At 45.3% G+C, this 19906-nt stretch carries 21 protein-coding genes; 14 read left to right on the top strand and 7 right to left on the bottom strand.

What is annotated here, in order from left to right; genetic code table 11:
• Positions 1-8: 8 nt before the first annotated feature.
• From BEL04_RS10320 to BEL04_RS10305, 4 genes are all read left to right on the top strand, one after another.
• Entirely contained in the window at positions 9-1265 is a 1257-nt protein-coding gene (locus BEL04_RS10320) for an acyltransferase (protein ID WP_066003005.1), read from the top strand.
• Positions 1266-1285: 20 nt separating this feature from the next.
• Positions 1286-5194: an acetylxylan esterase gene (locus BEL04_RS10315; RefSeq protein ID WP_175404043.1), complete on the top strand. Its 3909-nt coding sequence runs from the start codon at positions 1286-1288 to the stop codon at positions 5192-5194.
• Between the two features lie 74 nt (positions 5195-5268).
• Positions 5269-6141: a hypothetical protein gene (locus BEL04_RS10310; protein ID WP_066003001.1), complete on the top strand. Its 873-nt coding sequence runs from the start codon at positions 5269-5271 to the stop codon at positions 6139-6141.
• 27 nt (positions 6142-6168) lie between these two features.
• Positions 6169-7551, top strand: a complete 1383-nt coding sequence (locus BEL04_RS10305) for an acetylxylan esterase (protein ID WP_083227845.1) — start codon at positions 6169-6171, stop codon at positions 7549-7551.
• Positions 7552-7553: 2 nt separating this feature from the next.
• Here the strand turns inward: BEL04_RS10305 and BEL04_RS10300 are convergent, their stop codons facing one another.
• Positions 7554-8030 (bottom strand): SRPBCC family protein, encoded by a 477-nt coding sequence (locus BEL04_RS10300; RefSeq protein ID WP_066003622.1) that lies wholly within the window; start codon positions 8028-8030, stop codon positions 7554-7556.
• Between the two features lie 140 nt (positions 8031-8170).
• Positions 8171-8644, bottom strand: coding sequence for a ribonuclease H-like YkuK family protein (locus tag BEL04_RS10295; RefSeq protein ID WP_066002996.1), 474 nt, complete (start codon positions 8642-8644; stop codon positions 8171-8173).
• Positions 8645-8910: 266 nt separating this feature from the next.
• Between BEL04_RS10295 and BEL04_RS10290 the strand changes: the two genes are divergently transcribed.
• From BEL04_RS10290 to BEL04_RS10280, 3 genes are read left to right on the top strand one after another with little or no spacing between them, the layout of a single operon-like run.
• Complete coding sequence (locus tag BEL04_RS10290; protein WP_066002994.1) at positions 8911-9582, top strand: DUF4397 domain-containing protein; 672 nt, start codon at positions 8911-8913, stop codon at positions 9580-9582.
• Between the two features lie 14 nt (positions 9583-9596).
• Positions 9597-10328 carry a DUF4397 domain-containing protein gene (locus BEL04_RS10285; protein ID WP_066002992.1) on the top strand — a complete coding sequence of 244 codons (732 nt, stop codon included), beginning with the start codon at positions 9597-9599 and terminating at the stop codon, positions 10326-10328.
• A gap of 58 nt (positions 10329-10386) precedes the next feature.
• Positions 10387-11037, top strand: a complete 651-nt coding sequence (locus BEL04_RS10280) for a DedA family protein (protein ID WP_066002991.1) — start codon at positions 10387-10389, stop codon at positions 11035-11037.
• Here BEL04_RS10280 and BEL04_RS10275 read toward each other — a convergent pair.
• Genes BEL04_RS10275 through BEL04_RS10265 form a run of 4 tightly spaced genes read right to left on the bottom strand, consistent with a single transcriptional unit; the run spans position 11034 to position 13176 of the window.
• On the bottom strand, positions 11034-11588 hold the full coding sequence (locus BEL04_RS10275) for a hypothetical protein (protein WP_139112975.1): 555 nt from the start codon (positions 11586-11588) through the stop codon (positions 11034-11036). The genes BEL04_RS10280 and BEL04_RS10275 overlap by 4 nt on opposite strands.
• Positions 11585-11749, bottom strand: coding sequence for a TMEM175 family protein (locus BEL04_RS24000; protein WP_139112974.1), 165 nt, complete (start codon positions 11747-11749; stop codon positions 11585-11587). Before BEL04_RS24000 ends, BEL04_RS10275 begins: the two co-directional genes overlap by 4 nt.
• A gap of 4 nt (positions 11750-11753) precedes the next feature.
• Positions 11754-12200, bottom strand: coding sequence for a hypothetical protein (locus BEL04_RS10270; protein ID WP_066002987.1), 447 nt, complete (start codon positions 12198-12200; stop codon positions 11754-11756).
• A gap of 10 nt (positions 12201-12210) precedes the next feature.
• Positions 12211-13176: a zinc dependent phospholipase C family protein gene (locus BEL04_RS10265; protein ID WP_066002985.1), complete on the bottom strand. Its 966-nt coding sequence runs from the start codon at positions 13174-13176 to the stop codon at positions 12211-12213.
• A 101-nt stretch (positions 13177-13277) separates the two neighbouring features.
• Here BEL04_RS10265 and BEL04_RS10260 point away from each other — a divergent pair, with 101 nt between their 5' ends.
• Positions 13278-13832 carry a hypothetical protein gene (locus BEL04_RS10260; RefSeq protein ID WP_066002982.1) on the top strand — a complete coding sequence of 185 codons (555 nt, stop codon included), beginning with the start codon at positions 13278-13280 and terminating at the stop codon, positions 13830-13832.
• Between the two features lie 4 nt (positions 13833-13836).
• Here the strand turns inward: BEL04_RS10260 and BEL04_RS10255 are convergent, their stop codons facing one another.
• Positions 13837-14325, bottom strand: coding sequence for a DUF1801 domain-containing protein (locus tag BEL04_RS10255; RefSeq protein ID WP_066002980.1), 489 nt, complete (start codon positions 14323-14325; stop codon positions 13837-13839).
• A gap of 83 nt (positions 14326-14408) precedes the next feature.
• On the opposite strand from BEL04_RS10255, the gene BEL04_RS10250 reads away from it, so the two are divergent.
• From BEL04_RS10250 to BEL04_RS10225, 6 genes are all read left to right on the top strand, one after another.
• On the top strand, positions 14409-14789 hold the full coding sequence (locus tag BEL04_RS10250) for a hypothetical protein (RefSeq protein ID WP_066002978.1): 381 nt from the start codon (positions 14409-14411) through the stop codon (positions 14787-14789).
• Between the two features lie 159 nt (positions 14790-14948).
• Positions 14949-15203 (top strand): 30S ribosomal protein S20, encoded by a 255-nt coding sequence (gene rpsT / locus BEL04_RS10245; RefSeq protein WP_066002976.1) that lies wholly within the window; start codon positions 14949-14951, stop codon positions 15201-15203.
• Positions 15204-15576: 373 nt separating this feature from the next.
• Positions 15577-16275, top strand: coding sequence for a DNA repair protein RadC (gene radC, locus BEL04_RS10240; RefSeq protein ID WP_066002975.1), 699 nt, complete (start codon positions 15577-15579; stop codon positions 16273-16275).
• A 205-nt stretch (positions 16276-16480) separates the two neighbouring features.
• Positions 16481-18880: a phenylalanine--tRNA ligase subunit beta gene (pheT, locus tag BEL04_RS10235; protein ID WP_066002972.1), complete on the top strand. Its 2400-nt coding sequence runs from the start codon at positions 16481-16483 to the stop codon at positions 18878-18880.
• A gap of 404 nt (positions 18881-19284) precedes the next feature.
• Positions 19285-19575, top strand: coding sequence for a hypothetical protein (locus BEL04_RS10230; protein ID WP_066002970.1), 291 nt, complete (start codon positions 19285-19287; stop codon positions 19573-19575).
• A 26-nt stretch (positions 19576-19601) separates the two neighbouring features.
• Positions 19602-19895: a cell division protein ZapA gene (locus BEL04_RS10225; RefSeq protein WP_066002969.1), complete on the top strand. Its 294-nt coding sequence runs from the start codon at positions 19602-19604 to the stop codon at positions 19893-19895.
• Positions 19896-19906: the final 11 nt, after the last annotated feature.

Here is a 19906-nt window from a genome sequence, read left to right as displayed (position 1 = left end):
GAATTATCATGTCTGAAAAAACAAAGCCCAAGTTTTTCCCCGCGTTAACAGGTGTACGCGCCCTGGCCGCCATTATGGTTTTTACTACCCATGCCGGTTATATCATGACGGCGAGCCTGGGCCCCGGCTTTCAGCGTTATTTTAACGAACTGAGCATCGGCCTGCCTATGTTTTTTGTGCTGACCGGCTTTTTGATCACCCTGCGTTACTACGATAATTTTGAGTTTACCAAACAGTGGACGAAAAAATATTTGATCAGCCGCGCTGCGCGCCTGTACCCCATGTATTTTTTGTTTACTACTGCGGCATTTATTTATTACTATTTTAACCGCGGCCAGGCTTTAATCGGCGATCCGAACCACCCCTGGTTCACTATGTTTTTAAATTATACCTTCTTACGTGGTTTTTTCGACGACCTGAAATTTACCGGCGTAGGCCAGGGCTGGTCCATCACTGTGGATGTGGTGTTCTATCTCATCACACCTTTTGTTTTCTGGCTGGTGAAGGAAAAGAAATTCGCTTTCCAGCAAACATTGGTTTTCCTGCCGCTGGGCTTTTTAATCGTATTGATCTGCCGTAATTTTAGCTGGTACGGCTTCTTCAGTAACTTTACTTTTATGCTGTACTACACCTTCTTCGGCAGGTGTTTCGAGATATACATGGGCATGCTGCTGGCGTTGAACTATCAAAAGATCAATATTAAACCCGGCAGCAAAAAGTTCACCTATATCGGTTTTATCCTGATGTTTGTTTGCGTATACTTTTTTACCCTGATACCGTTAGGAAAGGATGAGCAGTTCGGCATCAAAACCCCTACCGGTATGATACTGGATACCGTGCTGTTATCGCCGGCCATTATCATGTTTTTCTTCGGTCTGATCAAAGAAAAAACAACGTTACAGCGCATTTTATCTTCAAAATTTGTACAGTTGTTAAGCAACGCTTCGTTCCTTTTTTATCTTATCCATTTGGGTTTCCTCAATAACTTTTTACACGAAGGTATTAACTGGCTGAACGATTGGACTTTTGCATTTTACGATAAGCACGGGCTCGACTGGCATTCGCCGTTTGAATACGACCAGTTAAACATATTTTACGTGTTTTTTGGCTTGTATGGCATATCTGTGTTTTTATATAAGTTTATGGAAGAGCCGCTCAATAAAAAAATACGCAATTACCTGTTTTTGAAGATCAACAGGCCGTTACCGTCGACCGTTAACGAGCAGGCTTTGCCTGTTGTGGAGAAAGAAAAAGTGCTGGAGTAAAAATGGATTAAAAAATGAATGTGAGAAAGATATACCTGATATTGACCCTCTTGCTATCAGTACCTGGCATTACAGCGTTTGCGCAAAGGCCAAAGCCTAAGCCAAAAGCACCTGTGGCTGCCGCCGCGAAGGAAGAGATCGTGATCACGGAACATGCGGCCGACAGTGTATCGATATTTAAACCGGGCGACAGTGTTCGGTACAGTATCGATCTGAAAAGCACCTATAAGGAACCGCAGGAAGGTAAGATTACTTACCACATCATGGATCTGAAAAATAGCCTCATCGCTAAACGGTCGTACCCGGTAACTATACCTTCGCAAGGCTTTACCCAGGTGCGCATTGCGATGCCGGGCCAAAAAGCGGGTTTCTATAAAGTGAATTTTACGCTCAACGTTACCGACGACGACGATACCGTGCGCCGTGTGTTTGGTGTAGATACCACCAATATCCGCAGCGAATGGAAAAAACCTGCTGATTTTGACCAGTTCTGGAAAAATACCAAAGCCGAGTTGGCCAAAGTACCGCCCGAATTCAAGATGACCGAACATCCCGAAATGGGCGGCGGTAACGACCAGGTGTACCTGGTGGAGATGAAATCGCTGGGTAACATCACCGTAAGGGCATGGCTCACTTTACCTAAGGACAGAAAACCCGGCCAGAAATTCCCGGTAACGGTAGGCTTGCCCGGCTACGGCGGCGAAATGCGTCCCTTCAGGGGGATATTCCCGGGCCTGGCCTATATCGGCTTAAACGTGCGCGGTTTGGGCAACAGCCGCGATGTGATACACCCCGCCCGAGATGAATTTATCACTTACGGTATCGAAAACAAAAATACCTATATATTCCGCGGTGTGATGATGGACTGCGTGCGCGTGATCGACTTTTTGTTCAGCAAACCGGAGTTGTTCGATACCAAAGCCATTTACGCATCAGGCGGTAGTATGGGCGCTTACCTGGCACTGGCGCTGGCCGGGCTGGATGATCGCTTAACGCTCATCTCGGCCGATAACCCCGGTTACCCTGACCTGCGCTTTATCGATAAAACCTGGGACGTTTTTCCGATCAATACCATGAAGGATTATGCAAAGCACAAAGGGCTTAACTATCCTGATTTTCTGAACACCTGGGATTATTTCGACCTGAAGAATTTTGTAACCGGCATTAAATGCCCAACCATAGTAGGTATTGGTTTGCTGGATAATTTTATCCCGCCAACGGCCGAAATGGCAATGTATAATAATATTACTGCGCCCAAAAAGATCTTCATCTTCCCCAATATCGCGCACGATGTCGGCCCCTCGATGGGCCGCTGGGTAGGTTCGTGGGTATTTACCAAACTACAGATCTATAACAAATGGTTTGCTTATAACAAACCGCCCGAAGCTGTCAAAGTGCTGCCACCGCCACCGCCCGACCCCAATGCCGAGGTGATCGACGTGAAGGAACATCCGGCTAATAAGGATGCCATTTTTACCGGTAACGAAGCCATTACCTATAACATGACTTTGAAGAGTAATTTCAAGTCGGCACAAAACGGTAAGCTGTCGTATATCGTAAGCACGCCCGAAGGTAAGCTGGTAGCGCAGAATTCTGTTGCGGTAAGCATCCCGGCAAAATCGGAAAAGACGGTAACCTTCGATATCCCAGCACAGCCGGCCGGTTTTTACAAGGTTAATTTTGCGATCAACACCGGCGATTATGACGATACTGTGCGCCGCGTGTTTGGTGTGGATACCAATAAGATACATACCGAAAAGCACAAGCCTGCCGATTTTGACGCGTTCTGGACCGAAGCCAAACGCGAGCTCGCACAGGTAAAGCCAAATTTTAAAGTGACCGAAAAACCCGACCTGGAGCACAGCGACCTGGATAAGGTTTACCTGATCGAGATGCAATCGTTGGGTAATATGACCATCAGAGGGTATATGAGCCTGCCTAAAGATTTGAGACCGGGCCAGCGCCTGCCGGTAAGCTTATACCTGCCGGGTTACGCGGCTCAGGCCGTACCGATGCAGGGCACGCCCGCCATGGCTTTGCTCAGCCTCAGCGTACGCGGGCAAACCCTGAGCGACGATGTGCTCAAACCCGATCGTGAAGAATACATCACTACAGGTATAGAAGATAAGAATAAATACATTTTGCGCGGTGTGCTGATGGATTGTGTGCGTTTGGTTGATTTTGTATCCAGTCGCCCCGAGCTTGATTCGACCGCTATTTATGCTGCCGGTGCAAGTATGGGTGGCTACCTCTCGATGGCGCTGGCCGCTATCGATAAACGCGTAAACATTGCCAGCGCCAATAACCCGGTGTTCGCCGATTTCAGGAGCCTGGCGGTAACCAGCGCCAATAGTTTCCCGATGGGCGAGATATTGCTGTATAACAAAAAGGCCGGGTTGAAGCTCGACCAGGTGTTGAATACACTCGATTATTTCGACCTGAAGAACTTTAGCGATAACATCAAAGTTAAAACCGTGGTGGGCATTGGCTTGCTGGATAATATGGCGCCGCCAACCGCCGAGCTATCCATGTTCAACAACATTCCGGCCAATAAAAAGCTGTTTGTGTTCCCTAACCTGGCGCATGATATCGGTCCGGAAGTGGGCAACTACGTAGGCAAATGGGTATACGATAACCTGAAAATATACGAAAAATGGAAGCAGTGGAATAAGGATGCCGAAGCGCAAAAAGCCAAGGAAGAAGCAACGGGCAGCAATTCGATCGCCGTCATCGAACATCCTACCAATAAAGAAGCCATATATAAACTGAACAGCAGCATTACGTACAATGTCGACGTAAAGAACAATTACTTTAAAAAACAGGAAGGCATATTAAGCTATTACGTTTACACGAACGAGGATAAATTTGTTTATAAGGATTCGGTTAAAGTAAACCTCGACTCGCGCGAGACAAAAAAAATGCACGTAGAGATACCGCCGCAAAAAACCGGTTTCTATAAAATCAACTTCGCTATTAACTCAGATGATTATGACGATACGGTGAAAAGGGTTTTTGGTGTCAATATCGAAGCCATCCGTTCAACCTACGGCAAACCTGCCGATTTTGACGATTTTTGGGCGCGCACCAAAAAGGAGCTGGCCGCCGTTCCGCCAAACTTCAGGATGACCGAGCATAAGGAAGAAGAAAAAGAAGGTGAGCAGGTGTACCTCATCGAAATGCAATCGTTGGGTAACCTTACCGTCAGAGCATGGTTAACCCTGCCTAAAGATCGCCATGCAAAAGAGAAGTTCCCGGTATATGTTTCAATGCCGGGGTATGGTAACGCTATGGTGCCTATACACGGCGGATCGCAGTTTGCATCGATTGCGCTTAATGTGCGCGGACATGGTAATAGCCGCGACGTGATCCATCCCGACAGGGAAGATTATATCTCTTACAGCCTGGAAGACAAGGATAAATACATTTACCGCGGCGCGATAATGGACGGCGTGCGCCTGATGGACTTTATTTATGCCCACCAGGAGCTGTTTGATGTATCGTCGATATTTGTTACGGGGGGTAGCCAGGGTGGTTATTTAACACTTTGTTTAGCCAGTGTCGATCCGCGGGTATCTATTTGCGAGGCCGAGAACCCGGGTTATATCGACCTCAAAGTTCCGTACTACACAAACAGATGGCCGATTACCGTGTTTCATGATTATGCCGATGCCAAAGGCGTTAAGTTTGAAACATTGATGGATAACTTCGAGTATTTCAATCTAAAAAACCTGGTGAGTAATATCAAATGTAAAGTTGTTTTGGGTATAGGTTTGCTCGATCCGCTGGTGCCCCCGACCAATTCGCTGATCATGTATAATAACATCAAAACGCCAAAACAATTGTTCATCTATCCTAATTTAACACACGAAGTTTCGCCCGAGTTGTTTGCGTACAAGATGAAGTGGATGACGGATAATTTGGGCCTGTAAAGACAGTTTAAATTGAATTTAATGTGCATCTTTAAGCACCTTTTATGTTTAAACTATTATTTTTATAAAAAAGAATGAATCGTAGTCGGGCTACTTTACTAAAGCAATTATTTAAAACACCGGTTTTGCTATCGGCGTTTTTATCGATAGTGTTGTTTTTTGGTGCGATGCAGGCACGGGCAGGCGGCCGCCCGGTTGGTAAGCACCGTTTGTTCGTCATCGCTACCTCTTCGTATTTTTTTAATGATCAGTATTGGGATGAGAATGGGCAAACCAAATCGTACGATAATAATGGCAAATATTCTACTTTCTCGCTTTCGTTAAGCGCCGAGTACGGTTTTTCGCGCCGGGTGTCGTTGATGGTGTCTTTACCTTATACGGTAAATTTCTTTAAAAATACGGTCAATTCAACAACAGTGGGCTCGCTTGGCGATGCTTCGGTAGGCATGTCGTATTATATTGCCAATATTGCTTACCGTACTTATTTTTCGGTGCAAACTAACTTTTTGTTCCCGGTTTACCATAATACCGATTCGCTAAACCACGGTTACGGCGATGTAGGAGCCAATGTGCAGTTCCTGGCTTCGGGCGATTTTAAGATCGGCGAGAAGGACTTCTCGTTCTCGGGCACGGTGGGTGCAAGCCAGTACTTTGGCTCGCTGGCGCCGCTGCAGTTGAGCTTTAGCGGCACCTTGGGTTTTACCATATCCAAAAAGAACCAGGTATCGCTTACCGAAACTACTGCATCATCATACAGCCCGTCGAAAGCGTTCGACCCGACAAGCCCCGTACCGGCCAAAGATTTTACCTATAGCGAGCTTACCGTTACTGTTGCGCATAATATTTCGCGCAACAAGAGTTTCTTTTTTAGCGGCACGCGTTTTCTTTTCGGAAAAAATACCGGTATTGGTAACACACTTTCGTTAGGTTATGCGTATAAGTTTTAACACTACCTTACTATTATTGTGCAAAGGATGAGACTATCCGGAAAACTGTTTTTATTGTTCGCTTTTATACTGGGTAGCATGGCCGCCAGGGCTCAATACATCTTGCCCGAAAACTTTAACAGTGTAAAAGCCGCCGATACGGCAAAAGAAAACAGCAGCGAGGATGAAGGCGAGATACTGATCAAGGTTAAGCCAGGCGCATCCGATGGTATCTTTAAAAATTCCGACGATGTAAGCTATACACTCAGGGTTGATAATTTATACAAGGTTACACAGGATGGTAAACTGACCTGTTATGTAACCACCGACATGGGCGACAAGGTGTTTGAGAACACGCTTAACGTGCACATGACAAAAAAAAGCAGCGACAATTTTAAGTTTAAGATAGATTGTAAGCAGGATTACGGCTTTTTTAAGGTCAGTTTCATCTTCCACCTGTCATCATACGATGATACTGTGAAACGGGTTTTTGGGGTGAACGCATCAAAAATAAACCCGCCGTTGCATAAGCCTGCCGATTTTGATATTTTCTGGAAGCGCACCCGCGATTCGCTGGCCAAAATAGCACCGCAATATAAAGTTACCGAAGAGCATGCGCTCGATGTGAACAACAAACGGGTTTACCTGGTCGAGATGCACTCGTGGGGCGATAAGGTAGTACGCGGATGGCTCACCATACCCATCACCAAAAATAAAAAGCCATTGCCGGTTAAATACAGGCTGCCCGGATACATTGTGGCCCTCGAGCCAAGTTTGGATGATGATGATTTTGTAGAGTTTAACTTTAACGTGCGCGGGGGCGGTAACAGCAAAAGCGCTATCGATACCCATGGCGAGTATAACCTGTACAATATCGAAAACCGCGATGAGTACGTATATCGCGCGGTGTATATGGATTGCGTACGCGGCCTCGACTTTTTATACGCGCACGCTGGTTTAGGCATCGATACCAGCAAGATCATGGTCGACGGCTCGAGCCAGGGTGGTGGTTTGGCTATTGCCTTAGCCGCGATGGATAGGCGTATTAAAGTAGCTACTGTACAAGTGCCTTTGTATGCCGATTTCAGAACTGCTTATGATATCACGGCTTTGAACCCCAAATCGCAAACGCCGGTAGGCATGATCGTAAATTATGTGCGCACACACCCTAAATTCAACAAAGAAAAATTATTCGATGTGTGGGATTACTACGACCCGCTCAATTTTGCCCCCGATGTAAAATGCCCGGTGTTAATGGCCATCGGTTTGCTGGATGAATTCTGCCCGCCACGCTGCAGCCTGGCCATGTACAACAAATTGACCAACAAACGTAACGAATGGTGGTCGAGCCCCGAAAAAACGCATGAGGTTGATGAGTTGTATTATACCAAACAATTCCTGTGGTTCCAGGACATATTCAGGTTGGATTGATTCTACCGTTCCCGATAAACTCCAAACATTTTTTCAATCTGCTGCTGGCGATAGGCAAACACCTTTTTGAGCTTTCGGGCAACGAACAACCGGTTGGCTATGCGGCCGATGATACCGTAGGGGATAGCGTAGGCTAAAATATCCGTCATATGCACACCGCCCCTGATCTCTTTAAAATGATGCTGATGCTGCCAGAAGGCGTAAGGACCCGATCGCTGTTCATCAATAAAGTATTCGTTATCCTTAATGTGTGTTATCTCCGTCACCCATCTCATTTTGATGCCTAAAATGGGAGATACCTTATAAGAGATCAGCAGGCCCGGATACATTTTACTATCATCAGTATACCCGCTTGTGATAACCAGGTTCATTTCAGGCGGGGTTATTTTGCCGAGATTAAGCGGCGACGAAAAAAAATCCCAGGCCTCGGCCAATGGTATAGGCAGATTGGTTTCGAACTCGAAATGGTAGGTCTTCATAATATTGCGTAACAGGAAGCGCACCGAAGTGTTTTAAGCGCAAAAAATTAAACCTAAAATACAAATAATGGTTTTTTGATAAAGGCAAAAAAGGCAACCCCGGCCGAAAAGCCACGCTAAAAGCAGATGAGAAGATGCGTTTACTGCACCATTTTGTTGGCGCAGTAACTGCTGGCAAAAGCCTCGGGCTTTGCCTTAAACACAAAGCCCATGCTCAAAATGTAACCCATAGCTTCGTGCAAAGCCTGGTTCGATTTAAACATCGGGTTGGTGTTAATGTCGGCGTGCACCTCCAGGTCGACATCGTAGAGGTCGAGCAGGTCGCACAGTTTGTAGGCAATATCAATTGATTTTTGCACCTCATTAAGCATACGCTCTTTGATGGTCATTTTTTGCGAGGTGCGCTCCTGGTGGATAAACATAAATCCGCCGCGCTGCTCACGCAAAAAAACAATTACTGTTGCAAAATCTGTTACACTGCCTTTTACCTGCGAGTCGGTACCGATGCAAACTTTGAGCTTATTACCCAGATTTGCCTCGCGCTCGATGGCTTTTTCAACTTCTTCGATGATGGGCGATTGAATGATCTCGCCACTGAATTTTCTCCAGGTCATAGTTTTTCATGTGGGTTAAATGGACGACCATGTATAAGTTTTCACTAATTTAAGTTATCTGTGCGGGGATTAATGTAAACACAGTATCATTTATTTGTTAACATCTGCTTATATATCAACATATTATAAAGCAAAATGGTGCAATTAAGTTTTGGGTAGGGCATATACCCAAACGGGATTTGTATCAAATGTTTAGCTATGCTTATACAAGGGCTTAAACAAATTCGTTTATTAGGCATTATAAATTTATTTTTGGGCGTTGCACCATGAAATTTAAAACCGGGAAATATTTATTGTTTTTTTGTTTGACAGGGCTTGTATTTAGCAGTTGTAAAGACAATAACGATGCCCCTGCGGTAACCACCACAAGCAGCATCAATGTGGTAAACCTGGTGGTTAATTCAAGCTCGATCAACTATTACGCCAACGGTACCAGGCAAAACAGCTATAAACTGGCTTATGGATTAGCGTCGGGCTACCTGACTGTAGCATCGGGCGAACAAATAGCCGGCGTTAAGGATACTTTGTATAATACCATTTATTCGGCAGATATAACCCTTACCAAAAGCACAAAGTACACCCTGCTCACAGCCGGCCAGGCCAGCCAGGCAGTAAGCGGCATCCTGTTAACCGATACCATTGCAACAGGGAGCAAAGCCAGGGCTCGTTTTGTGAACGCTTCGGTAAATGCACCTGCAGTTGATGTTTATTTTAATAATACGGTTGTTAGCAACACCGGCTATAAAGGCATATCAAAAGTAGCAGTGGTCGATACCGGAGCAGTTACCGTAAAGATCAACCAGGCGGGTACCAATACCGTTATCTTAACCAAAACGTTTACGTTAAGCAGTAGCGGAGTTTATACTTTTTATGGTTATGGCCTGTACAATGGCACAGGTACAAATGCTTTTACGCTGGGCGAAATAGTTAATAACTGATACAGGTAATAAAAATGACGCATCGCAGAACAGATAATTTAGTTGTAAAGAGCCTGCTGGCTATCGTTATTTCGATATTGACGATATCGCTGCTGCCGTCGTGCGGTAAAACGGCAGTGGTGTCGCCAAGTTCGTCTACAACCAAGTTATGTGTGGTTGATGCCAGTCCCGACCTGCTGCCCATGCAGGTGTATCTCGGTAGTTTGCAGTTAGGTACCATAGGTAAATTTTTTAATTACCCTACCATCACCAGTTATTATCCGGTTTATAGCGGCGAACAGGTAATGCAGGTGCGCAATCATTATCAGACAACCGTTTTTTATGTCGACAGTGTACTAAAGGATAATCGTAACTACAGCTTATTTGTAACCGGCCTGGCAAGCGCCACCACCCATGCCGATACGCTGACGTATATCCTCACTACCGATTACTCAACCCTGCCCGACCTGGGTTATGGCAAAATACGCTTTGTAAATGCCTCGCCGCGGACCGCCGGTTTGGATATCACCGCCAACGGAACAACGGCATTTACCAATGTTACCTACAAAAAAGTAACCTCGTATATACAGGTGCCTGCCGGCATTTATGCTTTTAAAATAAACGCCACGGCAACACCTGCCAGTACCCTAAGCACCCTAAGCAATATTACTGTGCAGGATGGCCGGCTGTATACCATCTACTCCCGCGGTTTGGTAGGCCGTACCGATAGCGCAGCCTTTACCGCTTCGGTAATAACTAATCAGTAACTACGTATTTATTGCCCTGTTTTTTTATATTTTTGCGGCGAACTAAAAAGCACGCATTTTGGAACTCATCAAACACCTTATCGATTTTATACTGCATATTGATAAAAACCTCGCCGACATTATCAGTCAGTACCGGGGCGAAACGTATTTTATTCTCTTTGCGATAATTTTTGCAGAAACCGGCTTTGTGGTTACGCCGTTTTTGCCGGGCGATTCGCTATTATTCGCAGCCGGGGCTTTAATTGCAGGTGGCAATACCGGTTTGGATATTTACCTGATGGCGGCTATCCTGATCATCGCAGCTTTTGCGGGCAATACGGTGAATTACTTTTTAGGGACGCTTTTAGGGGAGAATGTATTTAAACCCCAGAACAAGATACTCAAACAGAGCTACTACCTCGAAACCAAAGCTTTTTTTACCCGGCATGGTGGGAAGGCGGTGATATTCAGTCGTTTTGTGCCGATTATACGTACCATAGCGCCTTTTGTGGCCGGCGTAGGTAAAATGCCTTTTGGCCGTTACAGCCTGTACAATATTTTAGGCGGTGCGCCATGGATCGTCATTTTCCTTTTCGGCGGTAAGTTCTTCGGCGATATCCCTTTCTTTAAGAACCACTTTTCGCTGGTGTCGCTGGCGATCATCCTGATATCGGTAATACCTGCTGTTTATGCTGCTGTAAAAAGCAGGCAGGCGGCAAAGGCAGCTTAATGCCCGAACATCAGCCTTGATTTCTTTCCGCGGTAAGCGTACCAGAACGAGTAGGCAGGCCCCAGCAGGAAAAATATAAAACCGGCATTGCCGGCAGTGGCCTGGGGCAATATCAAGGCGGTGGTTATCGACAGGACACATACCCCAACTGCCAGCAGATTGCCATACCCCAGTGTTTTTGTTTCGAACAATTCCTGTGGTGTTAAGTGCAGGATGAGGGCATGGCGATGTGCGTTCTGGTACATCAGGAAAAACAGCAAATAGATCACACCTAAACCTGATGCATAAATGATCATAAGCATGGGTACCTGCGCCGAAGTGATTTTGGATACCAGGTGCCCATGATCGTTAAACTGATCTTCGGTGCCGATAAGTGAAGTTAAAAACTTTAAAGGGTACACATAGATAAGCGATACAAAGAGCAGGATGCCATTTAAAGCGCTGGTGTAGGCATCGGTAAGCCCGAAACGGCGGAAGAACTTATTCTGCATGTTCCAGATGTTGAATAAGAACGCAAAGCAGATACCGAAGCTGACCACACCCTTCATCATATCCAGCAGATCGATAAAAGTTTAGGCACTTCTACCGATACGATAATGAGCGTTAGCGCGAAGGCAAAAACGGCGTCGCTGAATGTCTCCAGCCGCGATGGCTCGTGGCTGCGCCATTTGATGCGCTCGTGGTGCTTGGTGGAGCTTAATTGTCTGAACATAAGGTCATTTTGTTAAAGCTACTAATTTTCCGGCTTTGTAAGTATGCGGTTTTTGCCAGGCAGCAGTTTTTCGCAACTTTCGCCACTGCTCCAAAGTAATGATGGCAGAGGAAGAAAAAGCCATGTCATCGGCCATCACATCCCAATAGTAAACTTTCATTGTACGTGGATCGACGCAAAAGCGCTCTGCGGTTCTGAAGATGTCTCCACCGGTTAGGCCCATCTTTACTTCATAATACATAAAATCCCCGTCGGGCCTCCTGTCCATCATTAAGTCGGGGCGTTGACCGGCTGCGGTTCTGAAAAACTGCTTTACTTCGGGCACTTGTTTTACTTTCGCAAGTACTAATGCTTCTATTTTTTCTTTAGGTTTTTGCGCGCTTTTGTGTTGCGCATTGCTTTGCAGGCACAACAAACCTAATGCTGCCAATACCATAAACCCGGCTTTCATTCTAATGGAATTATTTGTTGCTTAAAGCTACTACTTTACCCGTTTTGTATGATGTTTCTTCCAGTAATAATTTTTGTTTTTGTTCTGAGGTTAAAGGCGTTGCAATCAGTTTATCCAGGTTGGGTTGTCCGGCATCAACCCAGGCAGTGAACCAAAAGTTACCCACTTCCATAACCGAGAGGCGCATTTGCCGCTCGACCATACCGTGCAGCATTTTCTGATAGGCTTCGGCATACTCCACAGTATAGTCCTTCACCTTGCGGTTGCCACGTTTAAATTGGCCGTACTTTTTGTCGTCTGTAAAAGTGGCGCTTAACTGCTTTTCGAATACCAGAACCGAATCGACGCATTTGAACGAACGGCGGCACATTTTCCAGGCTTCTTTAAGCGGACTTTGAATATAATGTGCCGGCGGGACGTGATAATTATACCCATCGCTGAAAAGCTCCACCACCCGCGTTTCCCAAAGGGCGTGGATGCCCTCCTGGTGAGTCATCTGACCATTGTAGTTCATCGTTGTATGCAGCGGGACGTTAGCATCGGCAATATAATGCCCCAGGTTGGCCGAGGTATGCAGGATGTCCGTCGTATCGCGACGCTTAAATGCATCTACCAGTTTATAATAATAGTGTTGGATGGTCCAGGGTACGGTGCCGTATTTATCGAGCGAATCGGCGCTGTATTGCCGTTCGGCTTCGGCCCAGCGCTCGGGTATTTTGGCGAATGGGTTTTTGCCGTAATGGTCGGCGTCGATAAAATGTTTCGGCCCTTCGCTCGAGTCGACGTAACGTTTTTTATCCGGATCTACAGCGTGCTCGGTAATAAAATCGATATTGGCTTTGTAGAAGCCGGCCATGCCTTTGGGTAGCGTAAAAACCGCAATGCGGTTAATGCGCCGGTGACCGAAGAACCCCCAGGAGCAACAGAGGGTTAGAGTGGTGATGCATAAAAGTAAAAGTGCGAGCTTTTGCTTCATGGATTAAATATGCGGAAAAATAACATTATCTGTGCGATTAATTCGGGATACAGATTTATAATGGAGATTTTGACTATTATTGGTTTAAAGTAAGCACGGTTTTGGTAGTTAATGCAGGTTTAAAACGTTTTTGTAAAGCACTATTTGATGGGTTTTCGTGGATAAAACTTACGTTTAGAGTATTATTTTTCGGGGCGATGCTGCTAACGATAAAAACTATTGATATTTATAGACTAACGTTTACCGATCCGATCATTCCAGGTACAGTGTGGCTACTGACAGGATTGTTATTAACGCCCGTTTTATACCGATATCTCATTGAGAAAATTAATATGACATCGTGGTTGCTACACATTGTGTTCAACACGGTTACATGGGGCGGTATCCTTGTAGCCATTCCTTTTTTTGCGAATTACTATTTTGAGCGCGGGTACCCTGTTACTATACAATTGCAATTAAAGGATAAAAGTAATATGGCGAAAGGGACTGCAGGTTGCGGAAATGCAGTTGCCAATGTTGATTATGATAAAATTACCAAACAATTGGTTTTTGATTGCGGTATTAATCTGAACAGGGCAAATCAAGTGCAGCTTGTAATCAGAAAAGGGATTTTAGGTTATGACGTTATTATTCGGCAAGAGCTAATAGTAAAATAGCCCCTTATCTGGCAGCTTTCTTCGGTATCACCACTCCCGGCCGTTTTTTAACCGGTAGGCTCGATTTTACGATAGTTTTCCCCTCGTTTAGCACTGCGTTGGGTTTAAGTTTAACCATCGAGTTGGCATAGGCATCGGCTACCAGGCGGGTAGCGTATTCAACCGGGAAACCGCTTTGATCGGTTATGCGCAGGTAGCGGTATTGTTTGCCGGCGCCCTGCAGCAATTTTTCGGGGTCGTTGATCTCCGATCCCCAGTAAAAGCCGAAGTGCACATCCTTATTGCCGTACAGGGCTACCGAGCAAAAAATATCGGTCATCTTTTCGGTAGGCGACCAGCCAAAGGCCAGGGCATTGTAATTATCATAGATCAGCTCGTTGCATTGCGGGTATTGCTCCCAAACCCAATCGCGCAGCCACAGGGCCAATTGCTGTATCCGCCCGTCGAAAGGGGCGAGGAACAGGAGGAGGTCGGTCGTGTCGGATTTGGACATGGGATAGATGCAGTTTCAATTCTTAATAAGTCTATAAAAATGATAGTTTAGCAATATATTACAAAGAAAAAATGATATCAACGATGCTCGAAGATAAGCCTAAGTTATTTAATAGACTGACAATTTTTATTTTCTCAATTCTGCTTTCTACATTTTTTGGAGGAATACTTTATTCTAATAACTTATCTGAAATAGAGAATAGAAAGCAAATTGTTGGAGTTTTGATCTTTTGCTTGATTTGGAATGGGGTGTCTTTTAAGTTTGCGAGGCAGTTTTCCGATAATTTTTTTATCAGTTTTATTTTACCGAATGCCATTGGTGGTTTGATCCTGATCAAGCCAATGTGGGATTATCATTTTAAAAATTTTAAGCAGTTCACAACGCGCAAAATTTGGGTGCCAGCTATAATTGCTTTAATTATCTATGGTGTACTGATTGGTTTAAATCTATTCTACGTCAGATAGTATTAGTATGCAAAACGAATTTAGTTACAGGCAAGTTTGGCGATAAGAGTACTTAGGAAATTAAGCTTTGAATTATTTTTCAAATCCCTCTTTGCAAATTAAAAACAAGTGCCTATATTTGCAGTCCTTAAAAACAGAACGAAAAAAGAGCTATAAGCAATGGCAAATCATAAATCATCGATAAAAAGAATCAGGGCTAACGCTGCGAAGCGTTTACGCAACCGTTACCAGGCTAAAACAACCCGTAACGCAATTAAAAGATTAAGAAACACTACTTCGAAATCGGAAGCAACTCCGTTATTGTCGAAAGTGATCTCGATGCTTGATCGTTTGGCCAAAAAGAACGTGATCCACAAAAACAAAGCTTCAAACAATAAGTCGAAACTGACTAAATTTGTTAACGGCTTAGCATAAGCATAACAGAATCTGTTAAAAGGTTTTGAAAGAAGGTGATGGATATTTAGTCCATCACCTTTTTTGTTTTATAGGTTTTTATTGGGTTTGTTGTTTTTAGATCGAGGCAATGGAACGGTTATGGCTGGACATGGCCTTGTCTCTTGGTTCTTGCCTCTTGATTCTGTTTTTCAGGGCGTGCCCCTATCGGGTCGGGCTATCCGCTCATACTGCACGACCTGTCCCGATACCATCGGGAGTCCTTAGCCACAAGGCCGGTATTCGCTACTATCCCTCACGCAAAACATTGCGTATCATATGGTATTACGTTTGAAAATAACCATATTTACCATGCAATGTCTCAATACGCACATCTCAATACGCATATCTAACAATGGAACCCTACGAAAGCAAGATCAGCATCAAAGCCTGGGCCGAGGAGGACCGCCCGCGTGAAAAGCTGCTGGGGCAGGGCAGGCGTAACCTTACCGATGCCGAGTTGATCGCCATACTCATCGGTAGCGGCAGCAGGGACGAATCGGCGGTGGAGTTGAGCAAACGGATATTGCACCATTATAAAAACGATCTGAATGCGCTGGGTAAGGCGGGCGTTAACGAGCTTTCGAAGTTTAAAGGCATCGGCGAAGCCAAAGCCATATCAATTATAGCAGCTTTAGAGCTTGGCCGCCGCCGCGACGATACCGAGACCAAAGCCGTAGAGCAGATCACCTGCAGCCGCGACGCCTACAAAATACTGTACCGCATATTTGCCGATCTGAACCATGAGGAGTTCTGGATCATTACCCTGGCACAATCCAACAAAGTTACAGGTACACATTTGATCAGCAAGGGCGGTTTGGCGGCCACGATCGTCGATCCGAAGATCATTTTCCAGGTAGCTTTGGAAAATCATGCGGCAGGTATTATCCTGGCGCACAACCATCCCTCGGGCGGGTTAAAGCCCAGCCAGCAGGATATAACCCTCACCAAACGCCTTTGCGAAGCCGGGCAGATACTGGAAATAAAAGTGTATGACCACCTTATCGTAACCGACGACGGGTATTTTAGCTTTGGTGATGAGGGGATGATCTGATGTAGTCTTGAGTCCTCAGTCAGAAGTCCATAGTCCATGGTGGATGACCCATAGCAAAGATTGATCGTAATGGAAAATACTTAACAAGGTCACATCTTAAATTTAAATTTATAGTATTTCTAAGTTTTTTTGCCATCGACTATGGACTATTGACTATGGACTTCCGACTAAAGACTTATCTTTGCCATTCATTTTTCTGCAAGCAATGAAGATCTCGTATAACTGGTTAAAGCAATTTATCAATACCGATAAAACTCCCGAAGAAATATCCGTTATCCTTACCGGCATCGGCCTGGAGGTGGAAAGCCTGGAAAAAGTACAGGCTGTTCCCGGCGGGTTGGAAGGTTTGGTGATCGGTTATGTAAAAGAGCGCCACCAGCACCCTAATGCCGATCGCCTGAGCGTCACCAAAGTTGACGTTGGCGCCGGTGAAGACCTGCAGATTGTTTGCGGTGCGCCGAACGTGGCCGCAGGGCAGAAAGTGGTGGTGGCAACCGTGGGTACAACGGTTTATCCAACCACAGGTGAGCCATTTAAGATTAATAAATCGAAAATACGCGGCGAGGAATCGTCGGGCATGATATGCGCTAACGACGAGATTGGCCTGGGCACCGATCATGACGGCATTATGGTACTCGATGCCGATGCCGTTGTAGGCAGTTTAGCCAAAGACTACTTTAAACTTAACGACGATTATTTATACGAGATAGGCTTAACGCCCAACCGTGCCGATGCGGCATCGCACCTGGGTACGGCGAGGGATATTGCAGCGTTTTTGAAGCTGCCGGTTATAAAACCCGATGTAAGCGCATTTAAGATCGTTAATAAAAGCCTGCCGGTTGAAGTGGTGGTTGAAGATGCTACAGACGCCCCAAGGTATGCGGGTGTAACGATATCGGGTATCGAAGTAAAAGAATCGCCGAAATGGCTGACGGAAAAACTTGCGGTTATTGGTATACGCAGTATTAACAATATTGTTGATGTTACCAATTATGTGCTGCATGGCCTCGGCCAGCCGCTGCACGCTTTTGATGCCGCCGCTATAAAAGGCAATAAGGTGGTTGTTAAAACCGGTTTGGCCGGAAAAGTATTTAAAACCCTGGATGGCGTTGACCGTACACTGTTTGCTGATGACCTGATGATCTGCAATGCCGAAGAGCCGATGTGTATTGCCGGCGTGTTTGGCGGGGCAGCTTCGGGCGTGAGTGAGGGTACTAAAGCTATATTTTTGGAGAGCGCTTATTTTAACCCGGTATCGGTAAGGAAGACATCGAAAAGGCACGGGTTGAAAACCGATGCCTCGTTCAGGTTTGAGCGTGGTACCGACCCGGATATGCCGGTGTTCGCCCTGAAGTTTGCTGCGCTGCTGGTACAGGAAGTTGCCGGCGGCGAGGTATCAAGCGAGATTGTTGATTTGTACCCTGCACCGGTTGCGCCATTCGAGGTGGAACTGGCTTATAAAAATGTCGACCGCTTGATCGGCAAAGCCATCGGTAACGATATGATTAAAAGTATTGTTAAGGCTTTGGACATCCAGATCGTACACGAAACCACTGAAAGCTTATCGCTCAAAGTACCGCCGTACCGCGTGGATGTGACCCGTGATGTGGATGTGATTGAAGAGATATTGCGTATTTACGGCTATAACAACATAGAGATACCGACGCAGATCCGCGCATCGCTCAATACCTCGGTAAGGCCGGATAAGGATACGGTGCAGAATGCGATAAGCGACCTGCTGACCGCCAACGGCTTTAACGAAATGCTGGCCAACTCGCTCACCAAAGCTGCTTATGCCGAAAATATCGACGAGGCCGTGAAAATATTGAACCCGCTAAGCAACGACCTCGATATTATGCGCCAGACGCTGCTGTACTCGGGGCTGGAGGCTATCGCCTATAACCAGAACCGTAAAGCCGCCGATTTGAAGCTATACGAGTTTGGCAAAGTGTACAGCACCAGAGAAGACAAATACGTAGAGAACCAGCGCTTTTCGGTATTGATGACCGGGGTGGACAATGCCGCCGGCTGGAACGTTAAAGCCAAACCGGTAAGCTTTTATAACCTGAAAGCCGTGGTTGATACCCTACTTTCGCGATTGAATGTAAAGGATTATACTGTTGAAGATACTGCTAACGCCAACCTGGCTTACGGCCTGCAATACGTTAAAAACGGTAAGGTGCTGGTGGACTTCGGCGCGGTGGCAAAAGTCGCTTTGAAAAAAGCCGACGTAGATAAAGAAGTGTTTTATGCCGACTTTAATTTCGACGTACTATTGAACCTGGTGCGCAAGAACAAGATCGTTTATCAGGAGGTATCCAAATTCCCGGCTGTGAGCAGGGATTTGAGTATGCTGATAGACCAGAACGTGACTTTCCAGCAGTTAAAACAAATTGCCCTGCGCACAGAACGCAAGTTGCTGAAAAGCGTGGATGTGTTCGACGTGTATGTTGGCGATAAGCTGCCGGCCGGTAAAAAGAGCTACGCGTTGAGTTTTGTGATACAGGATGAAGAAAAAACCCTGACCGATAAGGCCATTGACGGCATTATGCAGAAGCTGATCTACAATTTTGGTAAGGAAGCAGGAGCGGAGATCCGGAAGTGAAGTCAAAAGGCAAAATTCAAAATTAAAAAAGTGACTTGTGGGGTTTGCGTTAGCGATTGCAGCGGATACCGGCCCTGTGGCTAATGCCTGTGCAGTATGAGCGGAAAGCGCGGGCCATCGGCAACGCCCAAAACATCTTATTAATTCACGCAAAGGTGCAAAGTTTTTAAAGCTTACTCTTAGCGACTTCGCGAGAATTTAAATCAATTAAAATAAACGTCAATATCATTAATTCACTGATATTGCCTTTATGGGACATATACATTAACCTATCGCATTAACTTTCGTCTGTCCAATTTTTTATAATGTTAATTTATTAGGATATTTGTTAACTGAATAAAAAATAAAATTTGACTGATAGCTCAGTACCTGATAACAAATAACCAAAATAACGAATACCAACAATGGCTGTATTAGCTGAGCAATTAGACATAGTTGTAGAAAAAACAGAAAGACTGATAGAGCTTTGCGCGGCGTTACAGGAAGAAAACGATCTGTTAAAACTGGAAAATGAATCGTTAAAAGTAGCCCTGAACATCAGCAAAGAAAAAAATAAAGAGTTTGATGAGAAGCTTCGTGTAGTGAAGCTTGCCAAGTCGTTTTCGGAAACAAATGAAAAAACCCTTGACATCAAGCAAAAAATTAACGAATTTGTGCGGGAAATAGATAAATGTATTGTGTTGCTCAAAAAGTAACACGGAGGAATAAGTGAAATAGCTCAATGGGAGAAATCTCCATAAAAATAAATATTGCTGACAGAGTTTACCCTTTAAAGGTAAACATGGAAGAGGAAGAAATAATACGTAGAGCGGCTAAATTGATCAACGACCGGGTAAAAGAATACCAGGAAAATTACGCGGTTAAAGATAAACAGGACCTGTTGTCCATGTGTGTACTGCACTTCGCAACATCGGCGTTAAAGGCCGAAAAACGCGTTGGTGCCGATGATACGCAGGTAGCGGAGAAAGTGTATCAGCTTGATCACTTGTTAACCGAGTTTTTTTCGAAGCAGTAACGTTCTTTATA

This window comes from Mucilaginibacter sp. PPCGB 2223, from assembly GCF_001705515.1.
GTDB lineage: Bacteria > Bacteroidota > Bacteroidia > Sphingobacteriales > Sphingobacteriaceae > Mucilaginibacter.
This window is presented reverse-complemented; position numbering and strand designations above follow the sequence as displayed.